We start from the raw sequence: 20,771 nt of genomic DNA on the forward strand, positions 1-20,771 counted from the left end.
TCAGGACTCCTTGACCGCGATGGTCTCCACCGTGTTCGCCACGTGCTCGAAGGCGTCCGCCGCCTCCTCCAGTACGTCCACGATCTGCTTCAGCTTGAGCACCTCGATCGCGTCGTACTTGCCGTTGAACAGATGGGCCAGGAGCTTGCGGTGGATCTGGTCCGCCTGGTTCTCCAGGCGGTTCACCTCGATCCAGTACTCCGTGAGGTTGGCCATGGTGCGCAGGTTCGGCATGGCCTCCGCGGTGAGCTCCGCCGCCCGTGCCAGGACCTCGATCTGCTGCTCCACGCCCTTGGGCAGCTCCTCGACGTTGTAGAGGACGACCAGGTCGACGGCCTCCTCCATGAAGTCCATGATGTCGTCGAGGGACGACGCGAGGGAGTAGATGTCCTCGCGGTCGAAGGGCGTGATGAACGAGGAGTTCAGCTGGTGGAAGATCGCGTGCGTGGCGTCGTCACCGGCGTGTTCCGCCGCCCGCATACGCTCCGCGATCTCGGCCCGGGCGGAGGTGTCCGCCCCGAGCAGTTCCATCAGGAGTTTCGAGCCCGTGACGATGTTGTCCGCGGACGCGGCGAACATGTCGTAGAAGCTCGTCTCCCTGGGGGTCAGACGAAAGCGCACGTGGGGTCCTCGGGGTGCTTCGGTTTCGGTCAGGGTGATGCTAAGCGCATCATCCGGCCACGGCTAAGGGGCCGCCCCCCAGTGTCGCCCATGGGGCATGGTGCTCCGCACCGGGGCAGGTGCCAAGGGTCGTGTACCCGGCGGAATTCGTTACCATATACCCGCCAGGGGTATGTCCCGAGCTCGCCCCCGAGCTCCACGACGCAAGGGAGACCGCGATGACGACCACCGAGGCCGGCGCTCCCGGGCACGGGGCGCAGGAGCACGTCACGCACGGTTACCACAAGCAGAAGGCCGAGCACCTCAAACGGCTGCGCCGGATCGAGGGCCAGATCCGCGGGCTGCAGCGGATGGTCGACGAGGACGTCTACTGCATCGACATACTCACGCAGGTGTCCGCCTCCACCAAGGCGCTGCAGTCCTTCGCGCTGCAACTGCTGGAGGAGCATCTGCGGCACTGCGTCGCCGACGCGGCCGTCAAGGGCGGCGCCGAGATCGACGCGAAGGTCGAGGAGGCCACGAAGGCGATCGGGCGGCTGCTGCGCACCTGAGGCGGAGGGCCGGCGCGGACGGGCCGGTCAGCCCTCGCGGCGGGAGCCGGCGGTGGCGCCGGCGCGCTCCTCGGCCACCCTCAGCACCTCGTCGATGCTCTCCAGGCTGAGCCGCTCCCGGGCGGCCGAGGCGGCGATGATCAGTTCTCCGCACAGTTCGATCTCGGCGAGGGCCACGTGGTCCTGAACTGCCGTACCGCCGAGCGGAGCCACGTGCGTCACCTCTTCCCTGCCGTCACCGGCTTCCTAGGGTAGGGAGCGGCGCACGCACCGCGCATGGCACGGAAGGGCTAGTTCGACGGTCATTTCCGGCCCCCCGTGCCACCGGGAGCCCGCCCCGGCGGTGGCTCAGCGCTCGGCGATCCGCCCGGCGTAGATGTCGCCGGCGTGCGGCAGGCTGACGGTGACGGGACGGCCGAAGGCGTACAGCAGCGTGGTCGAGCAGACGGCCACCGTGCCCGCGTGCTGCCCGTTGACGAAGCTGAACCGCTGCCGGAGCTTGCGGATGCGGCCCTGGTCGTCGAGGTAGGCGTCGAACGGGACGTCGGCCGTGGCGAACCCTTTCGCCGCCGCCCGCAGCACCGCGGCCCCGGCCGGCGAGGCGTGCCGCGCCGCGAGGGCGAGGTCGGCGGTGCCCCGGTAGTGCCGCACCGCCGTGCCCGCCACCTCGGTGCGGCCCAGGTACGTCGCCGTACGGGTGCCGCGCAGCACCTCGGCCGCGGCGAGCGGGTCGGTGGCGCCGCCGGTGACGAGATTGCCGTCGGAGAGGGTGGCCGTGTCGACGCGCACCCACTTGTCGGGCGGCACGCCCGCGCCCCGGTTCTTCATGAACAGGGCTCCCGGCGCGAGGAGTTCGGTGATCGGCAGGTGCGCGTCGGCGCCGGCCGGGTCGGGCGGCAGGATCACGGTCAGCTGCCCGAGCCTTCTGCGGAAGTCGTACGCGCCCTCGCCCCGGATGGTCACGCGGGTGCCTCCGGTGGCCATCTCCATCGACGTACGGGCCTCGGAGGTGCCCGCGCGCAGCAGGGCGGCGGGGGACTCGCGCAGGGTGGTCACCGGATCGGCGGCGCGTCCGTCCTCGGCGGCGGCGCCGCTGCCGGAGCATCCCGTGGCGCACACGCAGAGCACGAGTCCGGCAGTGCCCGCGGCCAGCAACGGCCCGCCCGCACGCCGCCGGGACGCCGACCCCGCTCGAGCCGTGCGGAGCCCCGTGCGCTGCCGATCCGTCATCGTCCGCCTACCCCCAGCCGGTCCGTTGAGTCGCGGGCCCCCTGTCGTTCCGGTCAACGACGAGTGGGGGGCTTCGTCACGCGCACCGGGCGGACCCCGGGCAACCCGCAACCGTCCGTTCACCCGGCGCGGGTAGCGTCAGGGGCGTGGCGCAGCAGGGAGAACACCGCACGACGACCGTCGAACAGGGCCGCTTCTGCCTGGCCCGCTGCACCTGCGGCTGGCGCGGTCCCGCGCGCCGGGCCCGCAGCCTGGCCCGCACGGACGCGGAGCGGCACGCCGGGCGGCCCGGCGGGGGAGCGGCGCGGCTCAGCTGAGGCGCAGGGACGCCAGCAGCTCACCGACCAGCTCGGCGTCGCGGAACTGGGTCAGGCGGCGGCGGGCGGCGGCCGGGGGCAGCCACAGCAGGCGGTCCACCTCGTCGTTGGGGACGAACCGGCAGCCGGTGGCCTCGGCGGCCCAGTAGCGGACCTCCTTGGCGCGGCCGCCCACCATGTACGTCACCGGGCTCAGCTCGGCTCCCGGCCGCGCGGTGCACCCCGTCTCCTCGGCGACCTCCCGCAGGGCGCCGGCGAGCGGGTCCTCGGCGCGCTTGAGCTTGCCCTTGGGCCAGGACCAGTCGTCGTACTTCGGGCGGTGGACGAGGCAGAGTTCGACCGAGCCGTCCCGCGGCGAGCGCCGCCACAGCACGCATCCCGCGGCGCGCACGACCGGGTCCGCGCCCGGTCCGCCGTCCCGCGCACTCCTCGCGCTCTTCCCTCCCTTTGCCTCCTTCATCCCACCTCCCTTCGCCGGAGCGTCCTTCCCGGGGGTCATCCCGTCCCACCGTCCTCCCGGCCGGGGCCGGCCGTCCGCAGCGGCCAGGACCGCTGGAAGGCGAACCGGGCCGCCTCCACCTCGTGCCGCTGGTCCGCGTGGAGCACGCCGAGCGCGTACGCCGTCGCCGGGGCGATGCGCGGGGTGCGGGCCGCCGAGGCCGCGGCGGCCGCCGCCTCCGAGGCGTCGCGGTGCCGGTCCAGGGCCCGGCTCGCGGCGCGCAGCCGGGCGCCGGCGCCGGCAGGGCCGCCGTCGAGCACCTCGCGGGCGTAACGGTGCAGGCGCAGCAGCAGGCGGACCTGGTGCCAGGGCGCGTCCTGCGGGTGCGGGGAGGGGTCCGGGGACAGGGCGTGGACCAGCGCCTGGGCGTTGTACGGGCTGCCGGCGGTGGCCAGGGGCAGCGCGGCGACGGCGTCCGTCAGTCGCTCCTCGGCCGCCGCGGCCAGGGGGCGCAGATCGGCGGCGGCCGCGGCGGGGGCGAGGGGGACCTCGCCGGCGAGTACGGCGACCTTGTCCGCCAGGGCGTGGAAGCGGCTGGAGCCGAGCGCCTGGAGGGCGGCGGAGTGGGCGCGGGTCCGGGCGAGGGTCAGCCGGCGCTCCAGCAGGGCGCCCGCCCGGGCCGCGCCCGCGGTCGGACGGCCGCGGTCCGGGGCGGGCGGCTCGGGCGGCACAGGGGCGGTGCGGGGGCCGTCGTTCCGTGGGGCGGTCACGGCCCCGGCCACCCGCCCGCCGACGGCCGCCGCGGTGGCGGGCACGGTGGCGGACAGCGCGGCGGGCAGGGGCGTGCGGTCGCCCGCGGGCCGGGCGGCGGGGGCGCCTGCGGACTGCGGTGCGGGGCCGCCTGCGGATCGGGTGGCGGGGGCGCCTGCGGACTGCGGTGCGGGGGCGCCTGCGGATCGGGTGGCGGGGGCGCCTGCGGACTGCGGGGCGGGGGCGCCTGCGGATCGTGGGGCGGGGTCGCCTGTGGGCCCCGCGGCCGCGGCGCCTGCGGTGCCGTTCGCCGCCGTACCGGAGCCGCCGGACAGGAATCCGCCGGACAGGGTTCCGCCGGACGGGCCGGCCGCCGTGGCACGGGCGCCGGACAGCTCCGTGGAGGTCAGCTCCGTGGAGGTCGGCTCCGTGGAGCCCGACAGCCGGTGCAGGGCGAGCAGCAGCCGCTCGAGCCGGGACCGGTAGGCCTGCTCGAGGGCCAGGGTGCCGGAGAGCCAGGCCAGTTCGGGACGCAGCTCCTGCGACCAGGGCTCGTCCAGCAGCGGGCGGAAGGTGTGCAGGGAGCCGCTGATGCGGCGGACCGCGCGGCGCAGGGCGCGCGCCGCGTCCACGGACTCCCCGGTGCCGTTGCGGTTGCCGGTGCCGCCGGTCTCGCGGTGCAGGCGCAGCGCGCGGAGGAACTCCGTCGCCTGCGCCCGCAGATGGGCGGCGAGGGCGTCGGCGGGCACGGGGCCGGCCGCGGGGTCCGCCGGGTCAGGGTGCGGCCGGGCCACGCCGGCGCCTCCGGGCGTCTATGAGCATCTCCTGGATGTTGCGCAGGGGGTGGCCGTCGGCGTCCGTCGCGTGCCGGGTCCACTCGCCGTCCGGTCCCAGGTGCCAGGAGGCGGTGGTGTCGGACATGCCGGTCTCCAGCAGCCGGTTGAGGGAGGCGCGGTGGCCCGGGTCGGTGACCCGCACCAGCGCCTCGATACGGCGGTCGAGGTTGCGGTGCATCATGTCGGCGCTGCCGATCCACACCTCGGGCTCGCCGCCGTTGCCGAAGGCGAACACCCGTGAGTGCTCGAGGAACCGGCCGAGGATCGAGCGGACCCGGATGTTCTCCGACAGGCCCGGCACGCCCGGCCGCAGCGCGCAGATGCCGCGCACCCACACGTCGACCGGGACCCCGGCCTGGGAGGCGCGGTACAGCGCGTCGACGACGGCCTCGTCGACCATCGAGTTGACCTTGATCCGGATGAACGCGGGCCGTCCCGCGCGGTGGTGCTGGGCCTCCTTGTTGATCCGCGCGATCAGGCCGTCCCGCAGGGACTTGGGGGCGACGAGCAGACGGCGGTAGGTCTCCCGGCGGGAGTAGCCGGAGAGCCGGTTGAACAGGTCGGACAGGTCCGCGCCGACCTGCGGGTCGGCGGTCAGCAGGCCCAGGTCCTCGTACAGGCGGGCCGTCTTCGGGTGGTAGTTGCCGGTGCCGACGTGGCTGTAGCGCCGCAGGGTGTCGCCCTCCTGACGGACCACCAGCGACAGCTTGCAGTGGGTCTTCAGACCGACCAGGCCGTACACGACGTGGCAGCCCGACTCCTCCAGCTTGCGCGCCCACTTGATGTTGGCGTGCTCGTCGAACCGTGCCTTGATCTCCACCAGCACCAGGACCTGCTTGCCGGACTCGGCGGCGTCGATCAGCGCGTCCACGATGGGGGAGTCGCCGGAGGTCCGGTACAGGGTCTGCTTGATCGCGAGGACGTCCGGGTCGGCGGCGGCCTGCTCCAGGAAGGCCTGCACGGAGGTGGAGAAGGAGTCGTAGGGGTGGTGCAGCAGCACGTCGCGGCTGCGCAGCGCGGCGAAGATGTCGGGAGCGGAGGCGGACTCCACCTCCGCCAGGTCCCGGTGGGTGCCGGCGACGAACTTGGGGTACTTCAGCTCCGGCCGGTCCAGGCTGTGGATGCGGAAGAGGCCGGTGAGGTCCAGGGGGCCGGGCAGCGGGTAGACCTCGGCCTCGCTGATCTTCAGCTCCCGTACCAGCAGGTCGAGCACCTCCCGGTCGATGGACTCCTCGACCTCCAGGCGCACCGGCGGCCCGAAGCGGCGCCGCATGAGCTCCTTCTCCAGCGCCTGCAGGAGGTTCTCGGCGTCGTCCTCCTCGACCTCCAGGTCCTCGTTGCGGGTGAGCCGGAAGGCGTGGTGCTCGAGGACCTCCATGCCCGGGAAGAGCTCCTCGAGGTGGGCGGCGATCACGTCCTCGACGGGCACGTAGCGGCCCGGGGAGCTCTCCAGGAACCGCGACAGCAGCGGCGGCACCTTGACCCGGGCGAAGTGGCGGTGGCCGGTGACCGGGTTGCGCACGACGACGGCCAGGTTCAGGGACAGGCCGGAGATGTACGGGAAGGGGTGCGCGGGGTCGACGGCCAGCGGGGTGAGCACCGGGAAGATGCGGTGCCGGAACAGCGTGAACAGCCCGGCCTGCTCCTTCTCCGTCAGCTCGCTCCAGCGCACCAGGTGGATGCCCTCGTCCGCGAGGGCGGGGGCGACGTCCTCGTGGTAGCAGGCGGCGTGCCGGGCCATGAGCTCGCGCGAGCGGGCCCAGATCATCTCGAGGACCTCGCGCGGCTGGAGGCCGGAGGCGGACCGGGTGGCGACGCCCGTGGCGATACGGCGCTTCAGTCCGGCGACCCGGACCATGAAGAACTCGTCCAGGTTGCTGGCGAAGATCGCGAGGAAGTTGGCCCGCTCCAGCAGGGGCGTGTTCGGGTCCTCGGCGAGTTCCAGGACGCGCTCGTTGAACGCGAGCCAACTGCGCTCCCGGTCGAGGAACCGTCCCTGCGGCAACTGCTCGCCCTCGACCGGTGACTCCTCGTAGCCGTCGAGGTCGGCGTCGATGTCGGGCTCCAGGTCGGAGACGGTGGCCGCCACGGTGTGCGGACGGTGGGCGGCTATGGAGCCCACGGAGGGCTGCACGCGCTGGACTTCTACCTGTGCCTGGGTGTCTGGCTGGCTCATGAACCCATTCTTCCGCGTGAGGCGCGGGACAGGCGCGTCGGAAAGCGCGCGCGGCACCGTGGGCGGCTGCGCGGCCGGGAGCACGGCGGCGATTCCCCGGTGGGGCGGCGAGGGCTCGGGCACGGCGGGCGTCATTCGCCGAGCGTCGCAAGCCCTTCTGAATCACCGGTTACGGCGACATGACGTACGGGACACCGGGGCGCGGCCCGCGGGGGGCGGGCCCCCGGGCGGGCCTCCCCACGGGCGGGCCTCCCCACGGGCGCGAATGAGCGTCGGCCCGCAGCCGCGGTCGCCGCCCGGTCAGGTCTCCGTGCGGTACATCAGGTCCGTCTCGTACGTCGTGAAGCCCAGCCGTTCGTAGACCGACACCGCCGCCTTGTTGTCGGCGTCGACGTACAGCATCGCCGTGGGCAGGCCCTGCCCGGCCAGGTGCCGCAGCCCGATCAGGGTGAGCGCCCTGCCCAGGCCGCCGCCCTGCGCGCCGGGCCGCACCCCGAGGACGTACACCTCGCCGAGCCGCTCCTCCCGGTGCACCTTGGTCCAGTGGAAGCCGATCAGGCGGCCGTCGCGCTCGGCGAGGAAGAAGCCGTGCGGGTCGAACCACGGTTCGGCCTTGCGGTCGTCGAGGTCCCGCTGGGTGAGGGAGCCCTGCTCGGGGTGGTGGGCGAACGCCTCGGCGTTCACCGCGAGCCACGCGGCGTCGTCCTCGCCCGGTACGAAGGTCCGTACCGTCACATCCGGCGGGAGCACCGGCTCGGGCAGGCCGGAGTCGGTCAACGGACGCCGCATCTGCCGCAGTTCGCGGAAGAGGGTGAGCCCGAGGACCTGCGCGAGGTGCCGGGCGGCGGAGTGCCCGCCGTGCGCCCACACCCGCAGCCGCTTCCCGGAGGCGGCCAGCAGCGCGGTGCCCAGCGCCCGCCCGTGCCCGCGCCCCCGGTGCGCCGGGTGCACGACCAGCTCGGCCGCCGGCGCCTCCACCGGGTCGGTGTCCTCCAGCTGCGCGTACCCGGCGAGTTCGCCGTCCACCCGGAGCAGCAGATGGGACACGCCCGGACGGGGCCCGCCCCGCAGCCGCAGCCGTCCCTGTTCCGAGACCGCCTGCCGGCCGTCGACACGGGCGGCCGCCGCCAACAGCCCGTGCACGGCCTCGGCCTGTTCCGGGGAGAGCTGGGAGCACGTCTCGATCGAGCGGGCGATCGGTGCGCAGTCGTCGCTGGTCATGGGTACGAGGGTACGGGCAGGCCCGCCGGCCGCCGGGTCGCGCCGGGCGGCCGGCTCACGCGGCCGTGCCGTACGGTCCCCCCGGAGGGGGCGTGGGCGCCCCCGGGAGGCGGACCGTCGCCACCGTGCCGCCGTCCTGCGCGGGGGACAGGGCGACCTGCCCGCCGGCCTGCTGGACGGTGCGGGCGACGATGGACAGCCCGAGGCCCGAGCCGGGCAGCGCGCGGGCGCTGGGGGAGCGCCAGAAGCGGTCGAAGACGTGGGGGAGTTCGTCGGCGGGGATGCCGGGGCCGTGGTCGCGGACGGTGAGGACGCCCTGGTCGAGGACGACCTCGACGGTGCCGCCCTCCGGAGAGAACTTCACCGCGTTGTCCAGGATGTTGACGACCGCGCGCTCCATCGCGGACGGTTCCGCCCGCACGTACCAGGGGTCCAGCTCGGAGGTGATCGTCAGTTCCGGGCCGCGCAGCCGGGCCCGCCGCAGCGCCGCGTCCACCGTGTCGTGGAAGGCGATCACCTGGAGCCGCTCGCCGCGCTGCCCCTCCGAGCGCGACAGCTCCTGGAGGTCGCCGATGAGGGCGGCCAGCTCGGTCATCTGGGCCGTGACCGAGGCCATCAGCGCCTTGCGGTCGGCCTCCGGCAGCGGGCGGCCGGTCTCCTCGCTGCGGGTGAGGAGTTCGATGTTGGTGCGCAGCGAGGTCAGCGGGGTGCGCAGCTCGTGGCCGGCGTCCGCGATCAGCTGCTGCTGCAGGTCGCGGGAGCTGGCCAGAGCCGAGGTCATCGAGTTGAAGGAGCGCGACAGCCGGGCGACCTCGTCCTCGCTGTCGTCCTCCACCGGGATGCGGATGGACAGGTCCTCGGTGCGGGCCACGTGCTCGACCGCCTCGGTGAGCCGGTCCACGGGGCGCAGCCCGGCCCGGGCGACCGCGAGGCCGGCGGCCCCGGCGCCCACCACCCCTATGCCGGAGACCAGCAGCAGGATCAGCGCCAGGTCGTTGAGCGTGGACTCGGTGCCCCTCAGCGGGACCGCGACGAGCAGCGCCGCGTTCACACTGGTCTGGGCGATCGGGTCGGCGAGGACGACCGGGCGGGTCAGCACCCGTACGGCACTGCCGTCGTCGGCCACGCCGTCGCGGATGATGCCCTGGCCGCTGGCCGCGTCCCTGATCACCTCCTGGTCGGCGCGGGTGACCTCGACCTCGCCCACCGACATCGCGAAGAGGCAGGCGGTGCCGTCCTGCTTGACCACCTGGGAGTAGTAGGTGGGGTGCAGGCCCCTGAGGGAGTCGTGCGGCGTGCGGGTGCAGTTGTTGTAGGCGTCCAGGATGTCGTTCTGCTGGGGGCCCCGGATGACGGCGGCCTTCCTCAGATCGCCGTCGATCTGGTCGTACAGCTTGCCCTTGACGATGAACCAGCACGTCACCGAGACCGCCGCGACCGCGAACGCCACCGCCGCCGCCACCAGCAGCGCCAGCCGCGAGCGGATCGGCAGGGACCGGAACCGGCGGACCACCGGCCTCACTCCGCGCCGCCCTGCCGCAGGACGTACCCCACCCCGCGCACGGTGTGCACCAGGCGCGGCTCGCCGCCGGCCTCGGTCTTGCGGCGCAGGTACATCACGTAGACGTCCAGGGAGTTCGACGACGGCTCGAAGTCGAAGCCCCAGACCGCCTTCAGGATCTGCTCCCGGGTGAGCACCTGGCGCGGGTGCGCCATGAACATCTCCAGGAGGGTGAACTCGGTGCGGGTCAGCTCCACCTGCCGGCCGCCGCGCGTGACCTCGCGGGTGGCGAGGTCCATGCGCAGGTCGGCGAAGGTGAGGGCCTCGTCCTCCTGGGCGGTGCCCGCCACGGCCGCCGCGTAGGAGCTGCGGCGCAGCAGCGCCCGGATCCGGGCGAACAGCTCGTCCAGCTCGAACGGCTTGACCAGGTAGTCGTCCGCGCCCGCGTCCAGGCCGGTGACCCGGTCGCCGACCGTGTCGCGGGCGGTCAGCATCAGGATCGGAGTGGTGTCGCCGGTGCCGCGGATGCGGCGGGCGGCCGTCAGACCGTCCATGCGCGGCATCTGGATGTCGAGGACGACCAGGTCCGGCCGGTACGCGCCCGCCTTGTCCAGCGCGTCCGCTCCGTCCACGGCGACCTCGGTGTCGTAGCCCTCGAAGGCGAGGCTGCGCTGGAGCGCTTCGCGCACCGCCGGCTCGTCGTCGACGATCAGGATGCGCTGCGGGTCACGGTCACGGTCGCCGTCGGCGGGGCTCATCGGTCGCTGTTCCTCGGGGGCTGGGGGGGCGGGCGGGTCCCGGGCTGTGGCGGGACCCTGCCAGCGTCGCATGTTTCCGGGTCGTGCAGTGTGCTGCGGGAACGGGGGGTCGCCGCTCACGCCGCCATGGCCGTCAGCCGCTTGAGCGGCACCTTGTGGCGGTGGGTGCGCGCGGCGGAGGTGCGCAGGCCCATCAGTTCGGGGGCGCAGACGCTCAGCGGGGCGCGGTGCTGCGCGCGCTCCACGGGGGTGGGGAGCGCCGCCGGACCGTGGAGTCCCTTGGGGCTGTGCAGCTCCTTGGCGACGGACAGGGCCAGGGCGGTGCCGGCGGGGGCGGTCGCGTCGACGGTCTCGCACTTCTCGTGCACAACCTGCTGGATCATGACGTGCTCCTCTCCTCGTTCCTGCTGCGTTGCTGCTGCGGTCGTTTCTGCTTGCTTCCTCGGGCTCGTTCCTGCGGGTACGGCCGGAACGCTCAGCTCCGGGCGCCGGAGCGCAGCCCGGCCAGGTCGGACTTGACCGTGTCGACCGGGATGGCGAAGCCGAGGCCGACGCTGCCCGCGCCGGCGGAGTCCGAGGCGGCGGCGGCCGAGTACATCGCCGAGTTGATGCCGATGACATTGCCGTTCGCGTCGATCAGCGCACCGCCGGAGTTGCCGGGGTTGAGGGACGCGTCGGTCTGGATCGCCTTGTAGGTGGTGGTGGAGGACCCGGTGTCGCCGTTGAACTCCCGGCCGCCGAACTGGAACGGCCACCGGCCGTCCCCGCCCTGCCCCTGCGCCTGGCTCTCGCCGGTGGACACGGTCACGTCCCGGTCGAGCGCGGAGACGATGCCGCTGGTGACGGTGCCGGTCAGGCCCTCGGGGGAGCCGATGGCCACGACCTGGTCGCCGACCGCCACACCGCTGGAGGTCCCCAGGGAGGCCGGCTTCAGCCCCGAGGCGCCCTCCAGCGCGATCAGGGCCAGGTCCTTGGAGCTGTCGGTGCCCACGACCTTCGCGGTGTACGACGTGCCGTCGCTGGTGCGCGCCTTGATCGACGAGGCGCCCGCTATGACGTGGTTGTTGGTGACGATCTCACCGTTCCTGGAGATGATCACACCGGAGCCTGTGGACGTGCCGTTGTCCAGTTTCGCGGTGATCTCCACGACGCTCGGGCTCACCGCCTTGGCGATCGCGGCGATGCTGCCCCGCTGGCCGGCGGGCACCACGCTGGTGCTCGTGGTGCCGGTGGCGACCGGGTCCTTGCCGGTCAGCTCCTGGAAGGCGAACGCGGTGCCGCCGCCCACCGCCGCGGCGGCGATCGCCACGGCGCAGAGCAGGGCGGCCGGACCCCTGGCCCGCTTGCCCTGAGCGGGCGGCACGGGGGCGGGGGCCGGAGCGGCGGTGGGCAGGTGAGCGGTTCCGCCGCCGTGACCGGCGTCCTGACCGCCGCCGTGACCGGCGCCCTGGGCGAGCGGGTCGCCGCCGTACGCGGCCGGCCGCGCCGGGGCGTACGCCGGCGGGGGCGGCCACTCCGGGTTCACCGGGGCGGGGGCGTGCTGCTGGTACGCGGACGGGGCCGGCCCGTCACCCTGAGGGTGCTCGTACTCGCCGCTGCGGCGGAAGCTCTCGGTCATGACAGGAAGAGTGTCCCGGGATCATGAAAGCTTCCTGAGGCTGTGCTGAGAAGCCCGACAGAACCTCGTATGCCCGATATAAAGACCCGCGCGGGCCAGGGAGGAGGAGCTGCGCGGGCGGGGGTCAGGGGCGCCACGTCACCCGCGGCGGGCGGGCCCCCGGCCTGCCTACGCGCAGCCGCAGGACCTGCGCACCACCAGCCGGGACGGGAACACCTTCAGCCGCTCCCGCCGCGAACCGGCGACCCGCAGTCCGTCGTCCAGCACCAGGTCCACGGCGGCCCGGGCCATCGCCGACCGGTCGGAGGCGACCGTGGTCAGCGGCGGGTCCGCCAGCGCCGCCTCCTTGATGTCGTCGAACCCGGCCACCGCCAGCTCGCCCGGCACGTCGATCCTGAGTTCCCGCGCCGCGCGCAGCAGGCCGATGGCCTGGTCGTCGGTGGAGCAGAAGACCGCCGGCGGACGGTCGGGGCCGGAGAGGATCTCCAGGCCCACGCGGTAGGCGTCGTAGCGGTTGTACGGCGCCTCGAACAGCCGGCCCTCGGTCGGGATGCCCGCCTCGGCCATCGCGCGCCGCCAGCCCTCGACGTGGTCCGAGACCGGGTCGCCGACGGCCGGGGTGTCGGCCGTGCCGCCGACACAGGCGACGTACTCGTAGCCGTGCTCCAGCAGATGCCGCACGGCGAGCTGGGCGCCGCCCAGGTCGTCGGTGACCACGGCCACGTCGTCGATGGCCTCGGGCCGCTCGTGCAGCAGCACCACGCGGGCGTCCCAGGCGTCGATCTCGGCGGCGGCCAGGTCGTTCAGGGCGTGGCTGACGAGGATCAGGCCGGAGACCCGCATCCCGAGGAAGGCGCGCAGGTAGTGGACCTCGCGCTCGCCGACGTAGTCGGAGTTGCCGACGAGGACCATCTTGCCGCGCTCGGCCGCGGCCCATTCGACCGCGTGCGCCATCTCGCCGAAGAAGGGCTGGCGGGCGTCGGGCACGATCAGGCCTATGAGGTCCGTGCGCCGCGAGGCCATCGCCTGGGCGACCCGGTCGGGCCGGTACCCCAGTTCCTTGATCGCGGCGAGGACGCGCTCGCGCGTGGCCGGGGCGACCGGCCGGGGTCCGTTGTTGATGACATAGCTCACGACGGCAGTGGAGGTCCCTGCCAGCCGCGCCACATCGTCCCGAGTCACCTTGGCCACGCGCGGAGTCTACGCGGATGGACCCGCTCCGGGCAGGGCGTATCACGACTTGGATGGGCGCCCGGACATGCGGGCGGACCTGCGCTCGAATGTGCGCCCGCGCGTGCGCGGGCCGCGCACGGCACGAGCACCGTCGCGCGCTACGGACGCGCGCGGTCCCGCGCCCCGGACGGGCGGCGTCCCGCGCCCCGGACAGCCGTGTCCGGCTCCCGGACGCGAGCGCGTCCGGATCCCGGGCCGCCTCGGCCCCGGCCCCGCGACCCGGCTCAGGGTCCCGGAATCAGGCCCGGCGCCCCGAAGCCCGCCCCCGGCACCCGGAGCCCGCCTCGGCGAAACGCCCCGGACCCGTCCCGGCACCCGGACCCGTCCCACCGCCAGGGCCCACTGCGGGTGCGGCGGCGCGGTCACGGCGCGCTGCCGTGGTTCCCCGCGCGCCGAGGCCCCGTCCGGGCGCGGACGCGGGCTCGTGCGCCTGCCCGCGCACCCCGGACGCGTGGCGTGACGTCTCCACGCGCCGCGCCCCGGGCGTGCCCGCCGGGACCCGCGGCCGGGCTGGGCGCCGCCCGGCTACGCCTTCGCCCGCGCCTCGGCGGGCACGGCGGCGGACGCGGGATCCGCCGCCGAGTCGGACGCGGAGCCGCCCTGCGCGCCGGCGTCGTCCGCCTTGGGCCGGGCCGCCTTGGCCTTGGCCTCGTCCGCGGCGCGCTCGACCTTCTCGGGCGTGACGAACCGGTAGCCGACGTTGCGCACGGTGCCGATCAGCGACTCGTGCTCGGGTCCGAGCTTGGCCCGCAGCCGCCGTACGTGCACGTCCACGGTCCGGGTGCCGCCGAAGTAGTCGTAGCCCCAGACCTCCTGGAGCAGCTGGGCGCGGGTGAAGACGCGGCCGGGGTGCTGGGCCAGGTACTTCAGGAGCTCGAACTCCTTGAAGGTCAGGTCCAGCACCCGGCCCTTGAGCTTGGCGCTGTAGGTGGCCTCGTCCACCGACAGGTCGCCGTTGCGGATCTCCATGGGGGAGTCGTCGTTGACGATCTGCTGCCGGCCCATGGCCAGACGGAGGCGGGCCTCCACCTCCGCCGGGCCCGCGGTGTCCAGCAGTACGTCGTCGATGCCCCAGTCGGCGGTGACGGCGGCCAGGCCGCCCTCGGTCACCACGAGGATCAGCGGACACCCCGGCCCGGTGGAGCGCAGCAGCTGGCACAGGCTGCGCACCTGCGGCAGATCGCGCCGCCCGTCGATCAGGATGACGTCGGCGCCCGGGGTGTCGACGAGCGCGGGGCCCTCCGCCGGAGCCACGCGCACGTTGTGCAGCAGCAGGCCGAGAGCGGGAAGCACCTCCGTCGACGGCTGGAGGGCGTTGGTCAGGAGCAGCAGAGAACTCATCGCGCTCCTCCCCCGGGCCCTTGCCCGTGGTCCCCGATGGGCAGCGGCGGTTCCCCTGCCGGGGTCGTCATACGTTCGTGCACGGTTCGCTCGTCCATGGCGTTCGGTTCCTCCTCGGTCCCTGCGAGGACGTTCTGCGGCACTGCCTCGTACGGTCGTGCGAATCCCGCGCCCCTGGGACCCGCTGTGCCATCGACGGCCCGTACACCTGCGGTTTCCCGCGTCGTATACAACGCTTCCGAAAGCACAAAAGGACCCGGGGGCTTCGCTGCCCGAGTCCTCTTCCCAGCAGAATAGCCGACATGAGCTCGGGTTCGGCAGGTCGTGTGACGCGTTCGGCGGTCGTCCCGGAGTGCGAGACGGCTCCGCGGACACGGGCCGGCGCGCTTCTGCGCACGGCGGACGGGGTGGCGATCGACGCCGTGTACGAGCCGGGTGCGGCTGTGTACGGGAGCGCCCCGGTGTTCGTGGTCGCGCACGGGTTCACCGGCGACCTGGACAAGCCGCACGTGCGCCGGGTGGCGCGCGCCCTGTCCCGGTACGGAGCCGTGGTCACGTTCTCCTTCCGCGGTCACGGGCGTTCCGGCGGGCGTTCGACGGTCGGCGACCGCGAGGTGCTGGACCTGGCGGCGGCGGTGTCCTGGGCGCGCGGGCTCGGGCACGAGCGCGTGGTGACCGTCGGCTTCTCCATGGGCGGGTCGGTCGTCCTGCGGCACGCGGCGCTGCACGGCCCGCGGCGCGCCGGCGCCACCGGCACGGCGGGCACGGCGCCCGCAGAGGGCGTGCACAGGGACGACGCGCACGCGGAGGACGCCCACGGGGAAAAGGCGCACAGCGACGACGCGCACAGGGACGACGCGCACGCGGCGGAGACGGACGCGCACACGGACGCCGTGGTCTCCGTGAGCGCGCCGGCCCGCTGGTACTACCGGGGAACGGCCCCCATGCGCCGGCTGCACTGGCTGGTCATGCGCCCCGAGGGCCGTCTGCTGAGCCGCTACGGACTGCGCACCCGCATCCACCACCGCGACTGGGACCCCGTCCCCCTCTCACCGGTGGAGGCGGTCCCGCGCATCGCCCCCACCCCGCTGCTGATCGTGCACGGCGACCGGGACGGCTACTTCCCCCTGGACCACCCCCGCATGCTGGCCGAGGCGGCCGGTGACCACGGCGAACTCTGGCTGGAGGCGGGCATGGGCCACGCCGAGAACGCCGCCGCCGACGAGTTGCTGGACCGCATCGGGCGCTGGGCCCTCGCACGGGCGGGCTAGCCTGGCCGTGTTCACTTCCGAGCGATCGAGGGACGGAATGGCAAAGGTCACGGTGCGCTACTGGGCGGCGGCGAAGGCCGCGGCCGGGGTCGCCGAGGAGCCGTACGAGGCGGAGACGCTCGCCGAGGCGCTCGACGCGGCGCGCGAGCGGCACCCCGGGGAGCTCGTCCGCGTCCTGCGGCGGTGCTCGTTCCTCATCGACGGTGACCCCGTGGGGACGCGTGGACATGAGACGGTACGGCTGACCGAGGGCGGCACGGTCGAGGTGCTCCCGCCGTTCGCAGGAGGGTGAGCGATGACCGACCGGCCGTATGAGGAGCCCGGGTACGACGGCTCCTACGACAGCGCGTACGCGGGCCCCTACGAGGGGCACGCCCCCTGTCCGGCGCAGGAGTGGCCCGGCGGGCAGCCGCCGGCGTACGGCGCGTACGAGGATCCGCACGCCGACCAGCAGTACACGCAGCAGTGGCAGGGCCAGACCTGGGAGACGCAGACCCACGCGCGGCCCGTCGCGGCGGCCGAGACGGCGTACCTGCCGCCGGTGGGCGGGCCGGAACCGGCGGCGGCCCCCGCCCCCCGGGCCCGGGCGCACGCCCCCGCCGACATGGCCTCCGCCCCGGCCGCCACCGGGGAGCCCGGGTACGGTCCCGCGGCCGGGGAGCCCGGGTACGGTCCCGCCACCGGGGAGCCCGGGTACGGTCCCGCCACCGTCGGCGGCAACACCCGGGTCACCGACGCCCAGCGCGCCCGCGCCGAGGGCCGCTCGCCGATCATCGAGCCCGGTATGCAGCCGGCCGCGCTCACCGCGCTGCTGGGACTGCTGCTGGCCGGCACGGCGGAACTCGGCTCCTACGCGCTGCTCGTCCCCCTGGTGCTGCTCCAGGCCGTGACGGCCGCGGGATGGTTCCGGCTGAACGGAATGTGGCCCGCCCGGCAGGGCATCGCCCTGGGCTTCGCGGGCGCGCTCGTCGCGGACGCGGCCGTGCTGGGCGCCGGCCGCGCGCACGCGCCGGCCGCGATCCTCGGCACCCTCGGCGTGTGGGTGCTGCTCTCCCTGGCCCTCCAGCTGCGCTCGCACGCCGATCCGGACGAACGGATGTACGGCCTGATGGCGACCGTCGCCGCGGCCGCGCTGGCGATCGTGGCGACCGGCTATCTGGCGGCCGTCCCGGACGCGGTCGAGGCCGGCGCCGCCGCGGTCGCGGTGGCCGCCCTGGCGCGTGCCCTGCCGCTGCCCACGGCGGCCTCGGTGGCCGTGTCGGTACTGGCGGCGGCGGGCGCGGGCATCGCGGTCGGCGGTATGACCGGGCTGGGCGCCAAGGGGGCGCTGCTCGGCGCCGGCGCGGCGGTGTGCGCGCTGATCGGCCACCGCGCGGCGAGCTACGACTACCCCTCCCGCTTCGTGCACTTCACGGCGGGCGTCGCCCTGCCGCTGGCCGCCGCGGCGCCGGTGGTGTGGGTGCTGGGACGGGCGCTCGGGTAGCCGCTCGGCGCGCGCCCCCGGCGGGGCGGGCCCCTGTCACAGGTGATCGACAATCCCCCGGCCGCCCCGTTCCCCGGCGTTACGCTCGCGGGCAGGGCGGCCGACCCGGCCCCCGTGGACCGAGGTGGGGGAACACCGCATGCGTGCGCTGCGAGTACTGCTGGTCGTCGTCGTGGTCCTCGGTGTGCTGTTCACGGTCGTGGACCGGGTCGCGGTGCACTTCGCGGAGGGGCAGGCGGCCGACCGGCTCCGCACCACGGAGAACCTCGCGCGCACCCCCGACGTGTCCATCAAGGGCTTCCCGTTCCTCACCCAGCTGGCGAGCGGCGAGCTGGACGACGTCGAGGTCGGCATCAAGGACTACGAGGCGCCCACCGGCCAGGGCTCGCGGACGATCCGCATCGACAGGCTGGAGGCCGACATGAAGGGCGTGCGCTTCTCCGGCGACTACAGCTCGGCCACCGCCGCCCGGGCCACGGGGACGGCGACCATCGGCTACGACGAGCTGCTGAGGACGGCCAAGTCCGGGCCCACCCGGGTCGGGCCCGGCGTCACCGCCCGGGTGGTCGGCCTGTCCGACGGGGGCAACGGCAAGATCAAGGTCGCGGTCGAGGCCACCGTGCTCGGCGTCAAGCTGCCCAAGCCCGTCGACGTGCTCAGCTCGGTCACCGTCCGGGGCGACAAGGTCGAGGTGACCGCCGACGCGCTGCCCGCGTTCGGCGGTGTGCGGCTCGCCGAGAGCCGCATCCGGGCCATCACCGACTTCCAGCAGGCGATCGACCGGCTGCCCGGCGGCGTCCGGCTGGACTCCGTGCGGGCGGCCGAGGACGGGGTGCGGATCACGGTGAAGGGTTCGGACGTCCGGCTGGCGGGGTAGACAACGGCCGGTGGACGGTGAACGTCCGACTGGCGAGACGCCGGGTCCGACGAGCAGATGCACGGGCGCCACGGGGCGCCGCCCAGCCGCCCGGCAGGCCCTCCGGCAGCCCTTGAGTCTCCCCATGTGGACGATCGCGTCTCAATATGCGACACGGCGGTGACATGTCCGCCCGTACCTCCCTACGATCGGGCACATGAAGCGACAGGCGGATCTCACGAAGCGGCGGGCAGTAGACCTGTGCCGCGTTGCCGCCATGCTCTGTCGCCCCTTCTGAGCGGGAGCCCGGACTCCCGCATCGCAGGGCCCCGTACGACCCGGGGCCCGTCCGCGCGCCACGCACGCCGGCCCCGCCCGTGTGTCCGCGCGCCCCAGCACTCCCACGCCCCGCCGTAACTGCCCCGGAGGAGATTGAGCATGAGCCGCAGCGACGTCCTGGTCGACGCCGACTGGGTCCAGGAGCACCTGGACGACCCGAGCATCGCCATCGTCGAGGTGGACGAGGACACCTCCGCGTACGAGAAGAACCACATCAAGAACGCCATCCGGATCGACTGGACCAAGGACCTCCAGGACCCGGTCCGCCGTGACTTCGTCGACCAGGCCGGCTTCGAGAAGCTGCTGTCGGAGAAGGGCATCGCCAACGACCACACGGTGATCCTCTACGGCGGCAACAACAACTGGTTCGCCTCCTACGCCTACTGGTACTTCAAGCTCTACGGCCACGAGAACGTCAAGCTGCTCGACGGCGGCCGCAAGAAGTGGGAGCTGGACGCCCGTGAGCTGGTCGACGGCAACGACGTGCCCGAGCGCCCGCGCACGGAGTACAAGGCCAAGCCGCAGGACACCTCCATCCGGGCCTTCCGCGACGAGGTCGTGGACGCGATCGGCAAGCTGAACATCGTTGACGTCCGGTCGCCCGACGAGTTCTCCGGCAAGCTGCTCGCCCCGGCCCACCTGCCGCAGGAGCAGTCGCAGCGCCCCGGCCACGTGCCGACCTCCCGGAACATCCCGTGGTCCAAGAACGCCAACGACGACGGCACCTTCAAGTCGGACGAGGAGCTCAAGGCCCTCTACGAGGCGGAGCAGGTCGACCTGGCGAAGGACACCATCGCCCTGTGCCGCATCGGTGAGCGCTCCGCGCTGACCTGGTTCGTGCTGCACGAGCTGCTCGGCGTGCAGAACGTCAAGAACTACGACGGCTCGTGGACCGAGTACGGCTCCCTCGTGGGCGTGCCGATCGAGCTCGGCGCCGGCAAGTAACCCACCCGACCGACCTATCTGACCTCTGGAGAAGCACATGTGTGGAGCGAAGGCCGGCGGCCCCGACGCCTCGACGATCAAGCCCGGTGAGACGACGATCCAGGGCCAGGTGACCCGCGACGGCGAGCCGGTGACCGGCTACGTCCGGCTGCTGGACTCGACCGGCGAGTTCACCGCGGAGGTTCCCACCTCGGCCACGGGCCAGTTCCGGTTCTACGCGGCGGAGGGCACCTGGACCGTCCGGGCCCTGGTCCCCGGCGCCACCGCCGACCGCACGGTCGTCGCCCAGCAGGGCGGCCTCGCCGAGGTCGCGATCGCCGTCTGAGCAGCCCTGCGGGCTGAGCAGCGCGGAAGGGCCGCACCCCCCGGGTTGGACGCCTGGGGTGCGGCCCTTCGGCATGCGCGCGACGCCGGACCCGGTCCTACCCTGGACTCATGTACGCACGCCGGCGTCACCTCTACTTCACCATGATGGGCATCTGCATCGGGCTGTTCGTCCTGGCGTGGGGCGTCGTGCGCCTCTGGTCGGTGCCGGCGGCCGTCGGCATGTGCCTGGCCGCCATGGTGATCCCGCCGGCCGCCGCCGTGGTCGCCAACCGGCGGGGCCCCGACGACCGCTGGTGGGACGACCCGTCCGGCGACCCGCAGTCCGACGACTGGTGGGACGAACTGGACGGCAGGAAACGCCACTGACGCCCGCCCGCTCGGGGCGGGGGCGGGGCGCCGGGCGGGGGACGGCTGGAGCGGCGGGCCCGGGTACCGGGGCGGACCGGAGCGGCGGGCCGGCTCAGTAGACGAGGGCCTGGGTGTCGTCGCCCAGCGCCTCCTGCACGAACACCTGCGCGCCCGCGATCCGCACACCCTCGATCACGTCCTTCTCCGTGATCTCGCGGCGGGCCGCGCACTGGGTGCACAGGGTGATGCGGCCGGCGGCCAGCACCGAGTCGATCAGATCGGGCAGCGGAGCGGCGTGCGGAAGCTCGAACTCGGCCGCGCGGCCCGGCAGCGCGAACCACGACGACTCCCCGGTCAGCCACAGCGAGACCTCCACGCCGCTGGCCACGGCCACGGCCGCGACCGTGAACGCCTGCGAGCAGCGTTCGGGGGCGTCCGCCCCCGCCGTCACCTTGATCACGAGCTTCTTCGCCATGCCGGAAGGTTATCCCCGGCGACCTGCGGCCGCGCGGGCGGCGTCGCACCGCGGTGTGCGCGGCGTGCGAGGCGGTACGAGATCAACCCGTGATCGAACTCCCGTACAACCCTGTGCAGTTGCCCGAGGTCTCCC

24 protein-coding genes are annotated in these 20,771 nt (G+C 74.0%); 10 read left to right on the forward strand and 14 right to left on the reverse strand.

Translation table 11 applies throughout. From position 1 onward, the window contains the following. Complete coding sequence (locus tag ACI2LW_RS09655) at positions 1-621, reverse strand: DUF47 domain-containing protein (protein ID WP_404730631.1); 621 nt, start codon at positions 619-621, stop codon at positions 1-3. A 218-nt stretch (positions 622-839) separates the two neighbouring features. Here ACI2LW_RS09655 and ACI2LW_RS09660 point away from each other — a divergent pair, with 218 nt between their 5' ends. Then, positions 840-1,172, forward strand: a complete 333-nt coding sequence (locus ACI2LW_RS09660) for a metal-sensitive transcriptional regulator (RefSeq protein ID WP_404730632.1) — start codon at positions 840-842, stop codon at positions 1,170-1,172. A 27-nt stretch (positions 1,173-1,199) separates the two neighbouring features. On the opposite strand, the gene ACI2LW_RS09665 is transcribed toward ACI2LW_RS09660, so the two are convergent. Both ACI2LW_RS09665 and ACI2LW_RS09670 read right to left on the reverse strand, forming a co-directional pair. Beyond that, entirely contained in the window at positions 1,200-1,394 is a 195-nt protein-coding gene (locus tag ACI2LW_RS09665) for a hypothetical protein (RefSeq protein ID WP_404730633.1), read from the reverse strand. 126 nt (positions 1,395-1,520) lie between these two features. Continuing rightward, positions 1,521-2,402, reverse strand: a complete 882-nt coding sequence (locus tag ACI2LW_RS09670) for a hypothetical protein (protein WP_404730634.1) — start codon at positions 2,400-2,402, stop codon at positions 1,521-1,523. Positions 2,403-2,548: 146 nt separating this feature from the next. On the opposite strand from ACI2LW_RS09670, the gene ACI2LW_RS09675 reads away from it, so the two are divergent. After that, positions 2,549-2,719, forward strand: coding sequence for a hypothetical protein (locus tag ACI2LW_RS09675; protein ID WP_404730635.1), 171 nt, complete (start codon positions 2,549-2,551; stop codon positions 2,717-2,719). Here ACI2LW_RS09675 and ACI2LW_RS09680 read toward each other — a convergent pair. From ACI2LW_RS09680 to ACI2LW_RS09725, 10 genes are all read right to left on the reverse strand, one after another. Next, positions 2,712-3,179, reverse strand: coding sequence for an NUDIX hydrolase (locus ACI2LW_RS09680; protein WP_404730636.1), 468 nt, complete (start codon positions 3,177-3,179; stop codon positions 2,712-2,714). The genes ACI2LW_RS09675 and ACI2LW_RS09680 overlap by 8 nt on opposite strands. A 35-nt stretch (positions 3,180-3,214) precedes the next feature. Continuing rightward, positions 3,215-4,657, reverse strand: a complete 1,443-nt coding sequence (locus ACI2LW_RS09685; protein WP_404730637.1) for a CHAD domain-containing protein — start codon at positions 4,655-4,657, stop codon at positions 3,215-3,217. Positions 4,658-4,682: 25 nt separating this feature from the next. Further along, entirely contained in the window at positions 4,683-7,055 is a 2,373-nt protein-coding gene (locus ACI2LW_RS09690; protein WP_404730638.1) for an RNA degradosome polyphosphate kinase, read from the reverse strand. Between the two features lie 165 nt (positions 7,056-7,220). After that, a complete protein-coding gene (gene mshD / locus ACI2LW_RS09695; RefSeq protein ID WP_404730639.1) occupies positions 7,221-8,141 on the reverse strand; it encodes a mycothiol synthase in 921 nt (306 codons plus the stop codon). Between the two features lie 55 nt (positions 8,142-8,196). After that, a complete protein-coding gene (locus tag ACI2LW_RS09700) occupies positions 8,197-9,663 on the reverse strand; it encodes a sensor histidine kinase (RefSeq protein WP_404730640.1) in 1,467 nt (488 codons plus the stop codon). Beyond that, positions 9,660-10,400: a response regulator transcription factor gene (locus tag ACI2LW_RS09705; RefSeq protein WP_404730641.1), complete on the reverse strand. Its 741-nt coding sequence runs from the start codon at positions 10,398-10,400 to the stop codon at positions 9,660-9,662. Before ACI2LW_RS09705 ends, ACI2LW_RS09700 begins: the two co-directional genes overlap by 4 nt. 116 nt (positions 10,401-10,516) lie before the next feature. Next, on the reverse strand, positions 10,517-10,783 hold the full coding sequence (locus ACI2LW_RS09710; RefSeq protein ID WP_404730642.1) for a hypothetical protein: 267 nt from the start codon (positions 10,781-10,783) through the stop codon (positions 10,517-10,519). 92 nt (positions 10,784-10,875) lie between these two features. Next, positions 10,876-12,018 carry a S1C family serine protease gene (locus tag ACI2LW_RS09715; RefSeq protein ID WP_404730643.1) on the reverse strand — a complete coding sequence of 381 codons (1,143 nt, stop codon included), beginning with the start codon at positions 12,016-12,018 and terminating at the stop codon, positions 10,876-10,878. A gap of 168 nt (positions 12,019-12,186) precedes the next feature. After that, entirely contained in the window at positions 12,187-13,209 is a 1,023-nt protein-coding gene (locus tag ACI2LW_RS09720) for a LacI family DNA-binding transcriptional regulator (RefSeq protein ID WP_404730644.1), read from the reverse strand. Between the two features lie 567 nt (positions 13,210-13,776). After that, positions 13,777-14,592: a response regulator transcription factor gene (locus ACI2LW_RS09725; RefSeq protein ID WP_404730645.1), complete on the reverse strand. Its 816-nt coding sequence runs from the start codon at positions 14,590-14,592 to the stop codon at positions 13,777-13,779. A gap of 302 nt (positions 14,593-14,894) precedes the next feature. Between ACI2LW_RS09725 and ACI2LW_RS09730 the strand changes: the two genes are divergently transcribed. The 8 genes from ACI2LW_RS09730 (at position 14,895) to ACI2LW_RS09765 (ending at position 20,179) form a co-directional block, all read left to right on the forward strand. Further along, positions 14,895-15,863, forward strand: coding sequence for an alpha/beta hydrolase (locus tag ACI2LW_RS09730; RefSeq protein ID WP_404730646.1), 969 nt, complete (start codon positions 14,895-14,897; stop codon positions 15,861-15,863). Positions 15,864-15,900: 37 nt separating this feature from the next. Beyond that, entirely contained in the window at positions 15,901-16,155 is a 255-nt protein-coding gene (locus ACI2LW_RS09735; protein ID WP_398181272.1) for a MoaD/ThiS family protein, read from the forward strand. 3 nt (positions 16,156-16,158) lie between these two features. Further along, positions 16,159-17,346 (forward strand): hypothetical protein, encoded by a 1,188-nt coding sequence (locus ACI2LW_RS09740; RefSeq protein ID WP_404730647.1) that lies wholly within the window; start codon positions 16,159-16,161, stop codon positions 17,344-17,346. Between the two features lie 139 nt (positions 17,347-17,485). After that, on the forward strand, positions 17,486-18,223 hold the full coding sequence (locus tag ACI2LW_RS09745) for a DUF2993 domain-containing protein (RefSeq protein WP_404730648.1): 738 nt from the start codon (positions 17,486-17,488) through the stop codon (positions 18,221-18,223). 196 nt (positions 18,224-18,419) lie between these two features. Then, entirely contained in the window at positions 18,420-18,500 is an 81-nt protein-coding gene (locus tag ACI2LW_RS09750) for an Ms5788A family Cys-rich leader peptide (RefSeq protein ID WP_350751515.1), read from the forward strand. Between the two features lie 140 nt (positions 18,501-18,640). Next, positions 18,641-19,486 carry a sulfurtransferase gene (locus ACI2LW_RS09755; protein ID WP_404730649.1) on the forward strand — a complete coding sequence of 282 codons (846 nt, stop codon included), beginning with the start codon at positions 18,641-18,643 and terminating at the stop codon, positions 19,484-19,486. A 37-nt stretch (positions 19,487-19,523) separates the two neighbouring features. Further along, positions 19,524-19,811, forward strand: coding sequence for a DUF1416 domain-containing protein (locus ACI2LW_RS09760; RefSeq protein WP_010351646.1), 288 nt, complete (start codon positions 19,524-19,526; stop codon positions 19,809-19,811). A 110-nt stretch (positions 19,812-19,921) separates the two neighbouring features. Next, entirely contained in the window at positions 19,922-20,179 is a 258-nt protein-coding gene (locus tag ACI2LW_RS09765) for a DUF3099 domain-containing protein (RefSeq protein ID WP_404730650.1), read from the forward strand. A gap of 94 nt (positions 20,180-20,273) precedes the next feature. Here ACI2LW_RS09765 and ACI2LW_RS09770 read toward each other — a convergent pair whose 3' ends face one another. Then, a complete protein-coding gene (locus ACI2LW_RS09770; protein WP_404730651.1) occupies positions 20,274-20,636 on the reverse strand; it encodes a DsrE family protein in 363 nt (120 codons plus the stop codon). Positions 20,637-20,771 lie beyond the last annotated feature (135 nt).

The organism is Streptomyces sp. NPDC004065, assembly GCF_044903565.1.
In the GTDB taxonomy this organism is placed as follows: domain Bacteria; phylum Actinomycetota; class Actinomycetes; order Streptomycetales; family Streptomycetaceae; genus Streptomyces.